At 35.1% G+C, this 16,093-nt stretch carries 12 protein-coding genes; 2 read left to right on the top strand and 10 right to left on the bottom strand.

Going from position 1 to position 16,093, the window contains the following annotated elements:
• Window positions 1-282 precede the first annotated feature (282 nt).
• Genes A8L32_RS17470 through A8L32_RS17460 form a run of 3 tightly spaced genes read right to left on the bottom strand, consistent with a single transcriptional unit; the run spans window position 283 to window position 2,500 of the window.
• On the bottom strand, window positions 283-993 hold the full coding sequence (locus tag A8L32_RS17470; protein WP_066632240.1) for a hypothetical protein: 711 nt from the start codon (window positions 991-993) through the stop codon (window positions 283-285).
• A gap of 17 nt (window positions 994-1,010) precedes the next feature.
• Window positions 1,011-1,763, bottom strand: coding sequence for an ABC transporter ATP-binding protein (locus A8L32_RS17465; RefSeq protein ID WP_066632238.1), 753 nt, complete (start codon window positions 1,761-1,763; stop codon window positions 1,011-1,013).
• On the bottom strand, window positions 1,760-2,500 hold the full coding sequence (locus A8L32_RS17460) for an MlaE family ABC transporter permease (protein ID WP_066632236.1): 741 nt from the start codon (window positions 2,498-2,500) through the stop codon (window positions 1,760-1,762). Before A8L32_RS17460 ends, A8L32_RS17465 begins: the two co-directional genes overlap by 4 nt.
• Window positions 2,501-2,642: 142 nt before the next feature.
• Here A8L32_RS17460 and A8L32_RS17455 point away from each other — a divergent pair, with 142 nt between their 5' ends.
• A complete protein-coding gene (locus A8L32_RS17455) occupies window positions 2,643-3,725 on the top strand; it encodes a mannose-1-phosphate guanylyltransferase (protein ID WP_066632234.1) in 1,083 nt (360 codons plus the stop codon).
• Between the two features lie 95 nt (window positions 3,726-3,820).
• On the opposite strand, the gene porN is transcribed toward A8L32_RS17455, so the two are convergent.
• The 7 genes from porN to topA all read right to left on the bottom strand — a co-directional run bounded on the left by porN (window position 3,821) and on the right by topA (window position 13,407).
• Window positions 3,821-4,672 (bottom strand): type IX secretion system ring subunit PorN/GldN, encoded by an 852-nt coding sequence (gene porN / locus A8L32_RS17450; protein WP_143525156.1) that lies wholly within the window; start codon window positions 4,670-4,672, stop codon window positions 3,821-3,823.
• A gap of 54 nt (window positions 4,673-4,726) precedes the next feature.
• Window positions 4,727-6,286 carry a type IX secretion system motor protein PorM/GldM gene (porM, locus tag A8L32_RS17445; protein WP_071797487.1) on the bottom strand — a complete coding sequence of 520 codons (1,560 nt, stop codon included), beginning with the start codon at window positions 6,284-6,286 and terminating at the stop codon, window positions 4,727-4,729.
• A gap of 31 nt (window positions 6,287-6,317) precedes the next feature.
• Window positions 6,318-7,223 carry a type IX secretion system motor protein PorL/GldL gene (gene porL / locus A8L32_RS17440; protein WP_066632226.1) on the bottom strand — a complete coding sequence of 302 codons (906 nt, stop codon included), beginning with the start codon at window positions 7,221-7,223 and terminating at the stop codon, window positions 6,318-6,320.
• A 47-nt stretch (window positions 7,224-7,270) separates the two neighbouring features.
• Window positions 7,271-8,599: a T9SS ring complex lipoprotein PorK/GldK gene (porK, locus tag A8L32_RS17435; protein ID WP_066632224.1), complete on the bottom strand. Its 1,329-nt coding sequence runs from the start codon at window positions 8,597-8,599 to the stop codon at window positions 7,271-7,273.
• A gap of 37 nt (window positions 8,600-8,636) precedes the next feature.
• A complete protein-coding gene (locus A8L32_RS17430) occupies window positions 8,637-9,584 on the bottom strand; it encodes a PorP/SprF family type IX secretion system membrane protein (protein ID WP_066632223.1) in 948 nt (315 codons plus the stop codon).
• A gap of 166 nt (window positions 9,585-9,750) precedes the next feature.
• Window positions 9,751-10,878, bottom strand: coding sequence for an arginase family protein (locus tag A8L32_RS17425; protein WP_066632222.1), 1,128 nt, complete (start codon window positions 10,876-10,878; stop codon window positions 9,751-9,753).
• 75 nt (window positions 10,879-10,953) lie between these two features.
• A complete protein-coding gene (gene topA, locus A8L32_RS17420; RefSeq protein WP_066632216.1) occupies window positions 10,954-13,407 on the bottom strand; it encodes a type I DNA topoisomerase in 2,454 nt (817 codons plus the stop codon).
• 324 nt (window positions 13,408-13,731) lie between these two features.
• Here topA and A8L32_RS17415 point away from each other — a divergent pair, with 324 nt between their 5' ends.
• Window positions 13,732-16,083, top strand: coding sequence for a transglycosylase domain-containing protein (locus A8L32_RS17415; RefSeq protein ID WP_066632215.1), 2,352 nt, complete (start codon window positions 13,732-13,734; stop codon window positions 16,081-16,083).
• Window positions 16,084-16,093 lie beyond the last annotated feature (10 nt).

Below are 16,093 nucleotides of genomic sequence, written 5' to 3'. Positions count from 1 at the left end.
TGCTGAAATAAATTTTAAATAGTCTTGCAACTACACCGATTTAAATGGAAAAAAGATCACAAACGCATCGCCATAGCTCGCGTTAGGGATTGAAGCGGGTACCCCGCAGCTGGTAAACAGGCTTACATTTAATAATATGGTTATTTCAGCATAAAATTATATGTAACACATAAGAAAACAGCGAGGAGTTAGAGCGAAAAGCCCGACCCGAGAGTACTTATACCATTTAAGAGAAGAGGACGCATCGAGGGAACGCCCAACGACATACATACATTAGACTAATTACTTCGTTAGAATATTGGATATATGCTCAGCAAGCATTTGCGAGAGATCCACCTTATTGGTCAGGAATTCCTCTATTGCATTTTTCCATGACTCACTGGTACTTCTAGATTCCATAAACAAATCGAATGCCCTGTTTCCAATATCTTCAGTATGGCATCCGAAACTACGAAAGATCGTTCTGAAGTTATTGATGTTTATATTCGTGTGCTTGTATTGATCATAGACTTGGTCAATATGATCAATCAGTTCACCCTGACTATAGCTATCACCTATTTTATTAGATAATGAATTAGCAGCTTTACTCCTCTTTATTACATGGAGTTCTTCCTTTTTATGAATAAGCAGCGAAATACAAAGGCTAATCTTTGAATAGCTGTATGAATTAAGTGTTAATTTATTTCCCGAAGCAGATACTTTTAAGTTTAAATTGTAATAGGCCAAACTAATTTTATTTCCAATACTTATTGTATCACTGACTTCATATTTTGAAGATATAAAAACGTATGGAAATTGAAGCGCCCATAAATCCATTTTATCGTATATGCGCTTAAGCCTTTTCACATTTATCTTTTGGGGCAATATTAAAATCTCATATTGAGCATCTTTTAATTCCTCCAACTCTAAATACAAAAACTCACTATCCTCTAGCTCGTACTGGCTAAATAAATTATCTAATACTTCAAAACTGTTATTACAACCTTTATTCATAGAGCTTACCCATAGGGTTATGAATTTTCTTTAATCCTTTTGAACAACTCCGAAGCAAAAACAAAATCGTTTAAGCGTTCTTCTTTAGCTGTAAAAATTTCCTCTTTATTTCCTTCCCATAACTTTCTACCACCATTAATATATATGATTTTTTCCCCGATAGCCATTACGGAATTCATATCGTGTGTATTTATAATAGTGGTAATACTATACTCTTTGGTAATTTCGTATATAAGGTTGTCAATTACAATAGCAGTCTTCGGATCCAAACCTGAATTAGGTTCATCACAAAAAAGATATTCGGGATTCAATGCAATTGCTCGTGCAATGGCTACACGCTTTTGCATACCTCCACTAATTTCTGAAGGATAAAGTTTATTAACATTTTCAAGGTTCACCCTATTTAAGCAAAAATTTACACGATCCAACTTCTCCTCTTTTGATTTAGCGGAAAACATGTCCAATGGAAATTGTACATTTTCTTCTACAGTTAGTGAATCAAACAATGCCGAACCTTGAAAAAGCATCCCAATCTTTTTTCTAATGATTCTTTGATTATTGAATGACATTCCTGAAAATACTTGATCGCCATAGATGATCTCACCAGAGTCTATTTCGTGCAATCCAACAATAGACTTTAACAATACCGTTTTTCCATGCCCACTTTGCCCAATAATTAAATTCGCTTGCCCAGTTTCAAACTGTGCCGACACATCAAACAATACTTGTTTTTCATGAAAAGTCTTATTTAAATTTTTCACTTCTATCATGCCAACAACAACTGAGTTAATAATAAATTAAATAATAAAATTTGAATACTACTTACCACTACAGCCTTAGTGCTGGCTTTCCCAACTTCTAAAGAACCTCCTTCAACATAATAACCTTGATATGCAGCAATGGAAGAAATTAAAAAAGCAAATACTACTGACTTAATGAGCCCATATAATATATAGAAAGGTTGAAAAGCATATCTAATTCCATATATATAATCGGCAGCAGGAACTTCTCCCGTAATACTTCCAGCGAGCCATCCTCCAATAATACCGATACCCATACTAATAATGGTTAAAAAAGGAACAATCAAGACTAACCCCAGAATTTTAGGTAACACTAAAAATCCTGAAGAATTTATTCCCATTATTTCAATGGCATCAATCTGCTCCGTTACACGCATACTTCCAATTTCAGAAGCAATACTTGAACCTACCTTACCCGCCAGAATCAGTCCAACAATAGTAGATGAAAACTCTAACAATACAGATTCACGAGCGGCTAGTCCAATTGTATATTTAGGTATAAATGGTATATCAATATTGTAAGCTGTTTGCAAAGTAATAACAGCACCCATAAAAATAGAGATGATAGCTACAATACCTACCGATCCAATTCCTAAAAGATCCATTTCTTTTATTACTTGCTTAACAAGAATACTATGTTTTTCAGGTTTTGAAAAAACCCGTTTAATAAATAAGGCATACCTACCTAATTCAAATAAAAATCCCATTATTTCTTAGATTTGGCCTAAAAATACTATACTTAATCAAGTGTTGAAAGCTTTTTCGCAAAACTAAGCGAAAATCGTTTTTATTGTCCTGCTTTTTTGGGTAATTTCACGACAAATAAAATGTCCAAAATAATCTTTTATAATGAATAACAACACTTATTGCGTCATAATGGCTGGAGGTATTGGAAGTAGATTCTGGCCAATCAGCACTGAAGAAACACCAAAACAATTTTTAGATATACTTGGAACGGGTACATCTTTTATTCGACAAACCTTTGAAAGATTTAAGGCTGTTTGTCCAGATGAGAACTTTCTTGTAGTTACAAGTATTGAATATAAAGAATTAGTGCTTGAGCAAATTCCAGAACTGAAATCAGAGCAAGTTTTAACCGAACCTTACCGAAGAAATACAGCGCCTTGCATAGCGTATGCTAATGCCTGGATAAAAAAACGTAATCCAGAAGCTTCAATAGTTGTTACACCAGCAGATCATCTTGTATTGAAGCAAGAAGAGTTTGTTCAAGTAATTAAAAAAGGCTTGCAATTTGTAGATTCCAATGATAGCCTCCTTACACTTGGCATTAAACCTCATCGACCTGAAACTGGATATGGTTATATTCAGCTAAGTGACGAATCGGATAAAACACTTGGAGTAATTGAGTCCGTAAAAACTTTTACCGAAAAACCTAACCTTGAACTAGCCAAAGTATTTTTCGAAAGTGGTGAGTTTTTCTGGAATTCAGGAATCTTTCTTTGGTCATTAAAATCTATTGACACTGCCTTTAGTGAGAACCTTCCGGAAGTTAAAAACCTATTCGATAGCGTTCAAGATAAAATAAGTACTGAAGAGGAAGTTAGTGCTATTGATAAAATCTACAATGGTTGTCCTAATATTAGCATTGACTATGGCATTATGGAAAAAGCAAATAACGTTTTTGTTTTGACAGCTGATTTTGGTTGGAGTGATTTAGGAACTTGGTCTTCATTATACGAGCACTCAACAAAGGACAGTAATAATAATGCTATAAATACAGGTAAAGTGTTATCCTATGACTCTAAAAACTGTGTTGTTAATTTACCGAATAACAAACTTGCAGTAATTCAGGGGTTGGATGACTTTATTGTTGCAGAATCAAACAACTGTTTACTTATTTGTCCTAAATCAGATGAACAACAAATCAGAAAATTTTCTTCAGATATAATTGCTGAATATGGTAAATCATAATCAGCTGTAATCTTGTTAACAATTTTGAACAATAAAAAAGGAGAGTGATTTAAACCACTCTCCTTTTTTGTTATATTATAATTATGTCGTTCTTCTTAAAACTCCCATAAATCGTGCTCGAAATTAAAGATATCCATCTTAATTCTTTCTGACTCTATCATTGCCTCCATACCTACAGCATATTGGTCAATTCTACGATTGTTATATACGTTAGATTCTCTAACTATATAGCTACCAAAAAATCTTTTCATAAATATATCATCAAAAGTACGTCTTTGCGCATCATTTTTTGGATTAAACACCTCGTTACGTGCAAATAAATCACGGGCTTGTGGGAAATAAATCCAGAAAGCTTGTCGTCTTGCTATCTGATCCTCTCCTCCATCTCCATCAGATTTTACATATTCACGAATAGGACATAAACCAATGATTCTTACATCCAATCTAGAATAATTTCTGTCAAAGAACCAAACTTCCTTAACAAGAATCTGTTTTACTTCATCAGGCTTTAATTCACCCTGTACAATTTGTTCTTGATAAGTTCCATCGGCTTGGCGAACTTCCATCGTATCACTTACAGCACCCATAGAATACTGTACTTGTTCGTATGACATTTCAACCTTAAACTCATCTTCATGATCTGTAGAGTATGCAGTTAATCCTTCATACTGTATTCCGTGCATTAACAATTGAATTAAACTATAACGTCCATCCATCGTATTAATAGGATAGTATAGAGGCAAATTAATTTTTTCTCTTAAATCAACTATTCTCCAAACTTTTTTCGCCCACATAACATCCGCCTCACGAACATGAGGATACGGAATCGGCTTGCGATTAAGAACGTGCTCCTTTGGATAAATACCATCCAAAACATTCTGAGCCTTTATAGTGGAACTTCCTGCCACTATAACTAATAAGATTACTATTAAGAAGAACTTTTTCATTATTGATCTTTTTATATCTATTTCGACAAAATATCCGAAACTTAGTTTTATTAATTAATCTAACACAAATGTTATAGTACCAAGATCCCTAGTTCCACCAGGTCCTTTTGCTCGAATTCCCTCTATTTGAACTTTAGATCCTCGAGACATACCTTTTATTAAATCCTTTTGTTCTTTGGTAAACTTAGCTGATTTAGATGGAGAATCCGTAATATAACCATTCTTTAGAACAGAAACAGTAAACCTGCTAACATTATATTCTAATTCAAAATCAAAGTCTTTCATTTCTGCTAAAACTCCAAATTGTGCCAACAAAACATTTTTTCTAATTTTACCACCTTCTTCACCGCCAACGGTAGCAATTGGACTAGGTACTCTTTTAATACGAAAATTTTGCTTCCCTATAAACTTAGTCTTACCCTCAATCTCGGCACTTACCCGTACAATTGATTCCTTACCTGCTGTTCCTGGTTTTGGTTTAACAATGTAATTGCCACCCTTCTTACGACTAGTTACATTGGACATGCTAATTTTTAAAGCATTACTGGCAACTCCTGGTACCGATATCGCTACAGGATTCTCTACTCCTTCATAAAAAACATTCATTTTAATTGGAGAAATAACCGCACTTGGTTTTACGACCTGAAATTCCCCACTTACTTCATAAGGAATATCAGTAGAACCATCTGGTGATGGCATTTTTATAAATCCAGACCATTTATGCTCGCCAACCGGCCTTTTAAGTTCAAGTATTCCTTTTCCTTTTTCTATATTATTTAATGCCTTTCCATCAATCTCTATTTTTGGAATTATAGTTGGATCATAAGCAGCCATAAATAACTCGGCTCTATATGTTTCACCTTCCAGAATTGTCGTTTTAAAAGGCTTAACAACTTCCATTAAATGATCGAATTTATACGAATCCTTATTTATATTATTATATAAACCGGCAATCATATCAGCCTCAGCATTTCTTACGTCTCCCTGAATCTTACTTAACATGGCCATAGAAGCAGAAAGAGGTACATGTTCAAACTTGGTTGATTCCCAAGATTTTTTCACATCCTTTTCTCCCTTTATATCTTCTGTACTAAAAACCTGCTTATAAGCGGCAATATAAGTAGTATCTGCAGGTTCATTAGGGTCGAGATAAGACAATAACATATTTTGATATTCCCCAATACGCTTTTTTAACTCTTCACTTCTTGCACCAGATTTCTCTGTAATCATAACCTGTGGTGCAATATCTTGATTACTTACAGAAGTATAACTTTCTGGTGTAGCTTCTGGACCATCAGCCTTTTGTACAATTGTAGTTTTTAACTCTTGTATGTACTCTACTAATAGTTTTGATGATTCTTTTATTTTCTCCGCCTCATTCCACTCATCTTTAGCTCTATCTGGATTATTACTAACCGCAGTTTCGAACTGAGTATATAAAGCATCATTTTTTCGCTCAACAGTTTTTCTTGTTTGATTAAAACCCTCATCTAAAGAGACAAATGCATGCAATAGTTCTCCTGATACATTTATTGCAAGTAACGCAGTTAAAAATAGGTACATCATACCTATCATTTTCTGCCTGGGGGTTTCGGGACAATTTCCGCCACTCATACTTTAAATTTTAAATGATTTAAATAATATATTAACGGTTCCCAACATTCATAGCACTAAGCATATTACCATAGATAGTATTCAATTCACCTACGGTTTTATTTAAGTCTGCCACTTGATCTCTATAACTTTTAGCTCCTTCTACCGATTCTGCTAAGTAGTTATTAATTTCTCCTAAACCTTTATTAACTTGTTCTGTAACTTCAATTTGATCTTTTGATCCTTTTAACTGCATCTCATAGATAGAATTTATCGAAGCTAAATTTCCATTTAATGCACTTATTTCATCATTATATTTCTTACTGCTTTCTGTAATCCCTGAATATGCTCCAACTAGATCACTACCTGATTTAGACATATCACTCGCTACTTTATTACCCGCTTCTGAAATAGCATTAGCCGTAGTTGCATATGATTGACTAAGTATTTGGGTTGACTCCTCGATAACCTTTGATGTTTTATCTTGAACGTTTCCAAACTTACCTACCGATTCAGATGCATTTTGAATGTTCTGTAAATAACTTTGAGTAGCCAAAGAAGCATCACTTAAGTCAGCTAATTGAGACGATGTAGAACCTAATTTTTTAATTCCATCAGATAGCTCTGCAACCGTTTTCTCATCGATATTACCCGTTTGGATTAAAGCTTGTAATTCGCTTCCTCCTCCACTACCTCCTTGATGGCCAGCCTTAGGCTCTAAACCTACTAACTCTGGATATACCAAACTCCAATCAGGCATTTCATGTGGTGGCTCGAAAGCAGATAGCGCAAATATAATAGCCTCTGTTCCTAGACCTGCGATAAGCATACCTGCAGCTCCTGGCAGGTGAAGGATTTTCCATAATGCTCCCAGTATTACTACTGCTGCACCTAACCCATAAACTTTTCCCATCGCCTTTTTATACCCCGGGCTTTCTACAAATTCCGTTATACTCATAGTTGTATTGTGTTAATTCTTTAATCTACTCTAGTTAGAATCAGTGTTTAGTCTCCAATATAATCTCTAACGCATCTAAAACCAATGTAAGATTTAGCAGAGTCTTGATATTCGTAAGTTCTTGTCCCACATTGTAAATAATAACCTACATCTTTCCACGAACCTCCTCTAATAACTTTTCTTTTCATTACATGAGGATCATCTGGTAATGCATTATACTTATATGTTGGGTTAAAATCATGTGTGAAACTATAGGCAGATTCGTCAAATGCACTAGAAGTCCATTCTGCAACGTTTCCAGACATATCATATAAACCAAAATCATTCGGGGCATATGATGCTACAGCCATCGATGTATTTCCTCCATCATCTGCATAACGGCCTCTTAACGGCTTAAAGTTAGCTAAGAAACAACCTTTATCATTACGTGTGTACATTCCTCCCCAAGGATACATTTGATTTTCAAGGCCTCCTCTTGATGCATATTCCCATTCTGCTTCTGTTGGTAATCGATACCACATTACTTCAGGCTCACCTTTACTAACAAGGTAATTATTCATAAACCTAGATCTCCAAATTGAAAATGCAGTCGCCTGCTTATGGGTAATACCAACCACAGGATATTCATAGAATCCAACATGCCAGAAATACTTCTCTGTCCAAGGTTCATTAAATGAGTATGTAAAATCAGCAATCCAACATAAAGTATCTGGATATACATTTACATTATCTTTCATGATAAATGCAGAACGATCATTGATGGTTTCTTCTTCACCCACCTGATTGTATATGCTTCCATCATATTGTTTAGTCTCAAAATTGAACCTATTAGTCTTCTTAGCGGCTTGCTGAAGATCTACCCATTCGTACTCATAAGATAGCTTCCTAGAATCTATTTCTTTCCTTCTAAAGAATCGCTCATTCTCTGGAAGAAACATTTCATCAAGAATTTCTGCATATTCTTCATTATCCCACTCTATTGGCTCATCCCAATTTAAGAATGGAGGATCAATTTCGTTACCGAATTCATCTTCTGCAATTACAAATTCCTCAAACTGATCTCCCAATAGTTTTCTAGCAATTGAGTCTCTTACCCAATCAATATACTGGCGATATTCAGTGTTTGTAATTTCAGTTTCATCCATCCAAAAAGATCTAATAGAAACTGTTTTTGATTGTGCAGTAAGCGACCAAGCAGCATCTTGATCGTTAGGTCCCATGTTAAAGCTTCCTTGTGGAATAAACAACATTCCATATGGGTCTGGCTCATAAAAGGTACCCTTTTGAGCTACTCCAGTAAGTTCACCTCCTCCAGAGTTACTACATCCGCTTAAGATAGTGACAATAATGACACTAAGAGCTAGTACTTTCTTCATAATATTTCAGACTATCGGTATATTAAATTTTACTTCTTTACAAATATCTAACACTTTTATAACGCTTGGTGCGCTTTTCAAAGTCTATATCTAAATTATATCCAACCATCAACTCGTGCGTTCCGCCTAATCCTGCTGAACCAATTGCTGATGTTGTAACATCATAACTATAACCAAAACGAACTCCATTTTTCATTTCCAACCCTGCAAGAAAAATTATTGCATCTTGTAAACGATATGTCACCCCTCCCCAATATCTTCCTTTATATCGAACCAGCGTATTTAAATCAATTTGAAAACTCCTACCATCTGTTTTATAAAAGAAAGACGGCAATAATTCATATGCTGTATCTTCAACCTTGTGCTTATACCCACCAAGAACATAAAAAGTTCCAGTTGAAGTGAAATTAAATTCATTTTTAAAATTTGGCTGAGGTTTATTTATATGAGAAATTGATACTCCTCCATATAGTTTATCACTATTGTAATACACTCCTAAACCAAGATCGAACGCCGAACCTGAAACATCAGCAGTTGGAATATTTCCGTCAGTAGGATCATAAACATCTCCTCTCAAATTATCTAAATTCCAACTAGCAATTAAACTTTGATTTAAGATTCCAGCATTAATTCCTGCAGAAACAACTCCATCTTCTAATTCAAATTGCAAAGCATAATTTATATTCATTGACAAATTAGTGAAATTCCCTATTTCATCATTAATGAAATTAATTCCTACTCCAGAATTCAATCCGAAAAGTTTAATTGGCATATCTCCACTAAAAACCGTTGTTTTTATGGCCAAATTCCCTTGCCACTGATTTCTGTTTAAAGCCACTAAGTTAATACCATTACTCATTCCTGAAAAACCAGGATTAACCGCCAATTTATTGAACATATTCTGACTAAATTGTGGGTCGTATTGAGATTGAGCATCTATTGCAATAATGCAAAATAAAACAAAAATCAGAATTCTCCTAAACATTTATTCTAGTTATAATAACTCAAAGAACTCTGTCTTGATCCCAAATAAAACACAACAACCTATATGTATGCCTTTTACACTATTTGAAATCAATGATTTTTATAACAAAACCGAGTTCGTATACTTTATTTTAATTATAAAGGTTTCGTTTTATATATTAAACATCCTACTTTTTACTTTGGTTTTTATTGTTACTGTCTAACTGAAAAAACCTCCACCATTTATCAGGTAAATCACCATTTTGCGCTTGTAATAAATCCTTTTGATCACAAGCAATTATTTTAATCTGATCACTCCATGGCACTTCCACCCAACACCTATTATCTTCTCTATTGGTATAGAAACGTATATCTACCCCAAAATCTTGTAAATAGACCACAGAAATTTTACACTTATTAATCAACTCACTCTCTACCTGCCTTATCCCCTGAGACATACCATCAAAAAAATGCCATATAATTTGAGCACATAACATACCTCCTTTTCCTGAATCATCAACTTCCGGATTGTACTCCTGAACTGCAAAGGCTTCTATTTTGTTACTTACTCCAGCATACCAGCCTAACTGACAGGCCTCATAACCTGTAAATCCATTTACATTTGAGTTAGTAAAATATGGCATATTATTTTGCTGTATCGCTCCAACATCAAAACTAATGACATTTGCATCTCTCATTATGGGTTCGGCACTATTAATATTCTCATTCCTAAGGTCCTTTAATCTTGTACAGTGCCAATTTAGGTTATACAAATGATTCTCCTGACTTTCTCCAATTAGATATTTCTGCCCACCTAAAACGTTAACCTCAAAAATTCGTTCACCACAATCTTGCTCAACTTGCGATAAAAATGTTTGCGAACTAAAGTCTGTCCCACCTACACTAAAATCTAACTTGCTATCTATCAGAGCAATTGAAACATCCTCTTTTTCCTTTGTAAAAGCTTTTGCTATCGGTAATACATAATCCTGTGCTCCTCCAATCAGTAAAGATGTTACATTTAGTTTTAATAACGTTTTTGAAACCTCAGCAAGAGCGAAATATCGGTCATTTAAACTATTCCCTCTTATATCTCCAAGATCAATGATTTTAATTGTCTTGGTTATCTTTCTTAAACTCGCTAAGTTTTCTCTTATTATTCTTGCTGCACCTTCACATCCTAGGTTACCTAATGCGTTTTTACTATCTGAAATTCCAATAATAGCAATGTCAAAATTAGAAACATAATCCTCACTATAATCTTCTTCACCAACACCATTAACAATCTGACTTTTCAGCGTGTCTTCCTCTGGCATAAATTGAATATTTTGCCGAGGAGCGGTAATTGGTTCGAAAAAATCTTTCAGTTGCACAATACTATTGTTTGCCTATTATTTCTTTGATGTTTTTTTAGCTACCGTTTTCTTTGCAGTAGCTTTTTTTGTTGTTGTCTTTTTTGCTGTAGCTTTTTTAGCTACTGTTTTTTTAGCCGCTGATTTCTTGGCTGGCTTTTTACCACCATCCTTAATTAACTTCTGACAATCTTCAAAGCTTAATCCCTTAGGATCTGTATCCTTTGGTATTTTATAATTTTTCTTTTGGTACGATATATAAGGTCCCCAACGTCCATTTAAAATTTGAACTTCAGGATCCTCATCGTAACTTTTAATGAATTTTTCACGATCAGCCTTCCTTTTCTCTTCAATAAGGACAATAGCTCTATCTAATTCTATCTCCAACGGATCATCAATACCCTTTTTTAAAGAGACAAACTTACCATCATGGCGCACATAAGGACCGAAACGGCCAATACCCACAACCACTTTTTTATCTTCATAAAGACCTAAATCTCGCGGCAAATCAAATAACCTAATCGCCTCTTCTAAAGTAATCGTTTCTAGATGCTGTCCCTTTTGTAATGAAGCAAACTTTGGCTTTTCTACTTCCTCATCTTCACTACTTTCTCCAAGTTGCGCCATTGGACCATAACGCCCAATTTTTACAGAAACTGGTTTTCCTGTTGTAGGATCATCTCCAAGCTGACGCTCTCCTGTATTTCTTTCAGAATTTTCCAAGGTATCTTCAACCTGGTCGTGGAAGCTCTTATAAAACTCATCAATCGATTCATTCCAAACAATTTTACCTAAAGAAATTTCATCAAACTCCATTTCTACTTTTGCGGTAAAATCATAACTTACAATGTTAGTAAAATACTTCATTAAAAAGTCATTTACTACCATTCCAATATCTGTTGGGAATAATTTATTCCTTTCAGCCCCTGTTATCTCTGTTTTTTGCTCTTTTACTATTTCATTTCCTGTTAAGGCCAAATATTGATACGCTCGTTCTTTACCTTCACGCTCCTCTTTTACAACATACCCTCTATTTTGAACTGTTGAAATGGTTGGGGCGTATGTAGACGGTCGGCCAATACCTAAATCCTCTAGTTTTTTCACCAAAGAAGCTTCTGAATATCTTGCAGGCTTCTGACTCCAACGCTCTCTAGCCTCGATCATCTCATAACCTAAAGTATCGCCCACTTTCATAGGAGGCAATAATCCTGAATCTTCTTCTGATTCATTTTCACCTTCATTTTCTGAAGATTGCAAATACACTTTAAGAAAACCATCGAACTTAATAACCTCTCCTGTTGCTACAAAATGCTCTGTTACACCATCCGCTTTAATCTGAACTGTAGTTTTTTCCAATTGCGCATCACTCATTTGTGAAGCAATGGTGCGTTTCCAAATAAGCTCATAAAGCTTTTGCTCTTGTTGCGAACCTGCAACAGTTGGTTTGTTTAAGTCAGTAGGTCGGATGGCCTCATGCGCTTCTTGAGCACCTTTACTCTTGGTATTATATTTTCTAATTTTCAGATACTCATCACCCATTACACCAGTAATCTGTTCACTAGCCATGGTAAGCGCTGTTTCCGACAAATTAACGGAGTCGGTACGCATATAGGTTATCTTTCCTGCTTCGTATAATTTTTGAGCAACAGACATCGTTTGTCCAACTGAAAAACCTAACTTCCTACTTGCCTCTTGTTGCAACGTTGAAGTTGTAAATGGTGCTGCTGGTGATTTTTTAAGTGGCTTTTTAGTAATATCCGAAACCTTAAAGTCTGCGCCATTACATTTATTCAAGAAAGCTTCTGTATCTTCCAGGGTCTTAAACCTCTTGGCCAACTCTGCTTTCATCTCAGTTACTTTTCCTGAAGGATCTGTAACATCAAAAACAGCCGTTACTCTATAAGATGATTCTGGTATAAACGCAAATATTTCTCTTTCTCTTTCTACAATTAAACGAACCGTTACAGACTGAACACGACCAGCTGAAAGCGAAGGCTTTACCTTCTTCCAAAGTACTGGGGATAATTCAAATCCCACCAATCTATCAAGTACCCTTCGTGCTTGCTGAGCATTTACTAAATCAATATTTATATCACGAGGATTTTCTACAGCATTTAGTATAGCTGGCTTAGTAATCTCATGAAAAACGATTCTTTTTGTGTTTTCTGGCGTAAGACCTAACTCATCATACAAGTGCCATGCAATTGCTTCTCCTTCGCGGTCCTCATCGGAGGCTAGCCATACAGTTTTTACTTGCTTTACTAAGTTCTTTAATTCTTTGACTACCTCTTTCTTATCATCAGAAACTACATAGGTTGGTAAATAGTTGTTGGCAATGTCAATTCCAAAATCCTTTTTGGCCAAATCTCTAATATGACCATAGCTGGATTTCACCACAAAATTCTTCCCGAGAAATTTTTCAATGGTTTTTGCTTTCGCCGGGGACTCCACAATAACCAAATTCTCTTCACTTATATTACTTTTCTTTGCCATCTACTCTTTATTAACTCAGAATTATATCTGTATTACATTCTAAACAAGATAAATATGAACCCTTCAGATATATCAATTCTCTTTATTGAGAAATTCACCTTTTCCTGTTAAAGCCGTCAAATTTATAAAATTATCCTTACAATACTAAAATAGCCATTTTAATAAGGTAATATTAATAGCTAACATACATTTAATTAAAACAGTTCAATCGAATATTTTTGATTACTCAATAGCTTTTTGCCCTATTAAGTAGATTAAAAATGCGGATGTTAGTAAATTTGCTAATTTTGCATTGAATTTTCAACTAACAACAACATGTGCACAATGAATAAAGGTATAAAAAGACTTCTAATATGGTTTTGGGGAATCATATTAGGTGGATTACTTTTAGTATTCATCCTATTTTTATCAATCTCTCAGGGTTTTTTAGGAGTAATGCCTTCTTTTGAAGAATTAGAGAATCCTAAAAACAGCTTAGCTACCGAGATATTTTCAGACGACGGCAAAGTACTTGGTAATTTTGCCATTGAAAACCGAACATTCGTTGATTACGAAGACTTATCTCCCTATATAGTTAATGCTCTTGTTGCCACAGAGGACCTGCGCTTTTATGACCATTCGGGAGTTGACCCCAGAGGTCTGGCTAGAGCTATTATTCTTACTGGAATATTAGGTAGAGAAAGTTCAGGGGGAGGTAGTACTTTATCTCAGCAGTTAGCGAAACTACTTTTTCATGAACCTGCCAAAAATATTTGGGAAAGAGTTCTGCAAAAATTAAACGAGTGGGTAATCGCAGTTAAGCTTGAGAAAAGCTATACTAAGAATGAAATATTAACCATGTACCTAAATAAAGTTGGTTACATTTATGATGCTTACGGCATTCAGTCTGCCGCACAAACATTTTTTGGCGCAAGCTCTGATTCCATTAAAATTGAAGAAGCTGCTACGCTTGTAGGCATGCTTAAAAACCCTGCATTATACAACCCCGTTCGAAGATTAGAAAAAACACAAGCAAGACGCAATGTTGTATTAGATCAAATGCGAAAAGCACAATTCATTTCAGAAATCGAATACGACTCAATAAGAAACATCCCCTTAGAATTAAAATTTAAAAGAAGAGATCACAAAGAAGGTGTGGCTCCATACTTTAGGGAATATATTCGTTTAACGCTAAATGCAAACAAGCCACTAAGAGAGAACTACCCTCCTTATTTAAAAAATAAATTTATTGCAGATAGTATCGAGTGGGAGAATAACCCAATTTATGGTTTTATCAATAAAAACTTAAAACCTGACGGCACTCATTACAATATATATAGAGATGGTCTTAAAATATACACCACTGTAAACTACAAGATGCAGACGTATGCTGAACAGGCCGTAAAAAATCATCTAGCAAATGATTTACAGAAAGATTTTTTTAGGGAGAAAAAAGGGAGATCCAGAGCTCCTTTTACGAAAAAACTAAGTGAGGAGCAGTACGAAAATATCATTAACAAAGCTATACGTAATTCTGATCGCTACCGAGTACTAAAAAAGGCAGGTGCCGATATGGATTCAATCATGCATTCATTTAATACACCTGTAAAAATGGATGTATTTACTTGGGATGGCGACAAAGACACCGTACTTACTCCGCTTGATTCTATCAAACACTTTAAGCATTATTTACGAGCCAGTCTTTTTTCTATTGAACCCAATAACGGACATGTAAAAGCTTATGTTGGAGGACCTAACTTTAAGTATTTTATGTATGACATGGCTACAAAAGGGAAACGCCAGGTTGGTTCAACGATAAAACCATTGGTATATACTCTGGCCATGCAAGAGGGGCATACACCTTGTGATTTAGTCCCAAATATTCCACAAACTTTTGTGTTACCAGATGGAAAAACATGGACTCCAAGAGATGGAGGGAAACGACGCAAAGGAGAAATGGTTACCTTAAAATGGGGATTAGCTAATTCCAATAATAACATTTCAGCATGGGTAATGAAACAGTACAACCCAGAGGCAGTAAGAGATATGATTCACGAACTAGGTATTCTCAGCCCTATGGATGCAGTTCCTTCCTTATGTCTTGGAATCCCAGACTTCTCCTTAAATGAAATGGTTAGTGCCTACAGCACATTTGCTAATAAAGGGGTGAGAATTGAACCTATGATGATTAGTAGAATCGTAGACCGATTTGGAAATACGATTGGGCATTTTACACCTAAAAAGAAAGAAGTAATTAGCGAACACACTGCTTTTTTAATGCTGAATTTACTACAAGGAGTAGTTAATGGAGGTACAGGTACACGTCTTAGGTACACATATCAGTTTACAGGACAAATTGGTGGTAAAACAGGAACCACCCAAAATCATTCGGATGGATGGTTTATTGGAGTAACACCTAACTTAGTAACTGGAGTTTGGGTAGGTGGTGAAGATAGAGATATTCATTTTGATGGTATTACACTGGGGCAAGGAGCTAATATGGCCCTACCTATTTGGGCCCTGTACATGAAGGATATTTACGAAGATGAATCTATAGCCATTACTCAGGAAGATGTTTTTGAAGAGCCTATCAACTTTAATTTAATATTGGACTGTGAAGGAGATGCAAAACCTCAAACCGAAGAAGAGGAGGACGAGAGCAATTATACCAATGGCTCTGAAGAGGAATTCTTTTAAACCAATAATA

Origin of the sequence: Labilibacter marinus, assembly GCF_001659685.2 — a bacterium.
Lineage (GTDB): Bacteria > Bacteroidota > Bacteroidia > Bacteroidales > Marinilabiliaceae > Saccharicrinis > Saccharicrinis marinus.
The sequence above is the reverse complement of the archived record's forward strand: the minus strand, read 5'-3'. Positions and strand labels throughout refer to the sequence as shown.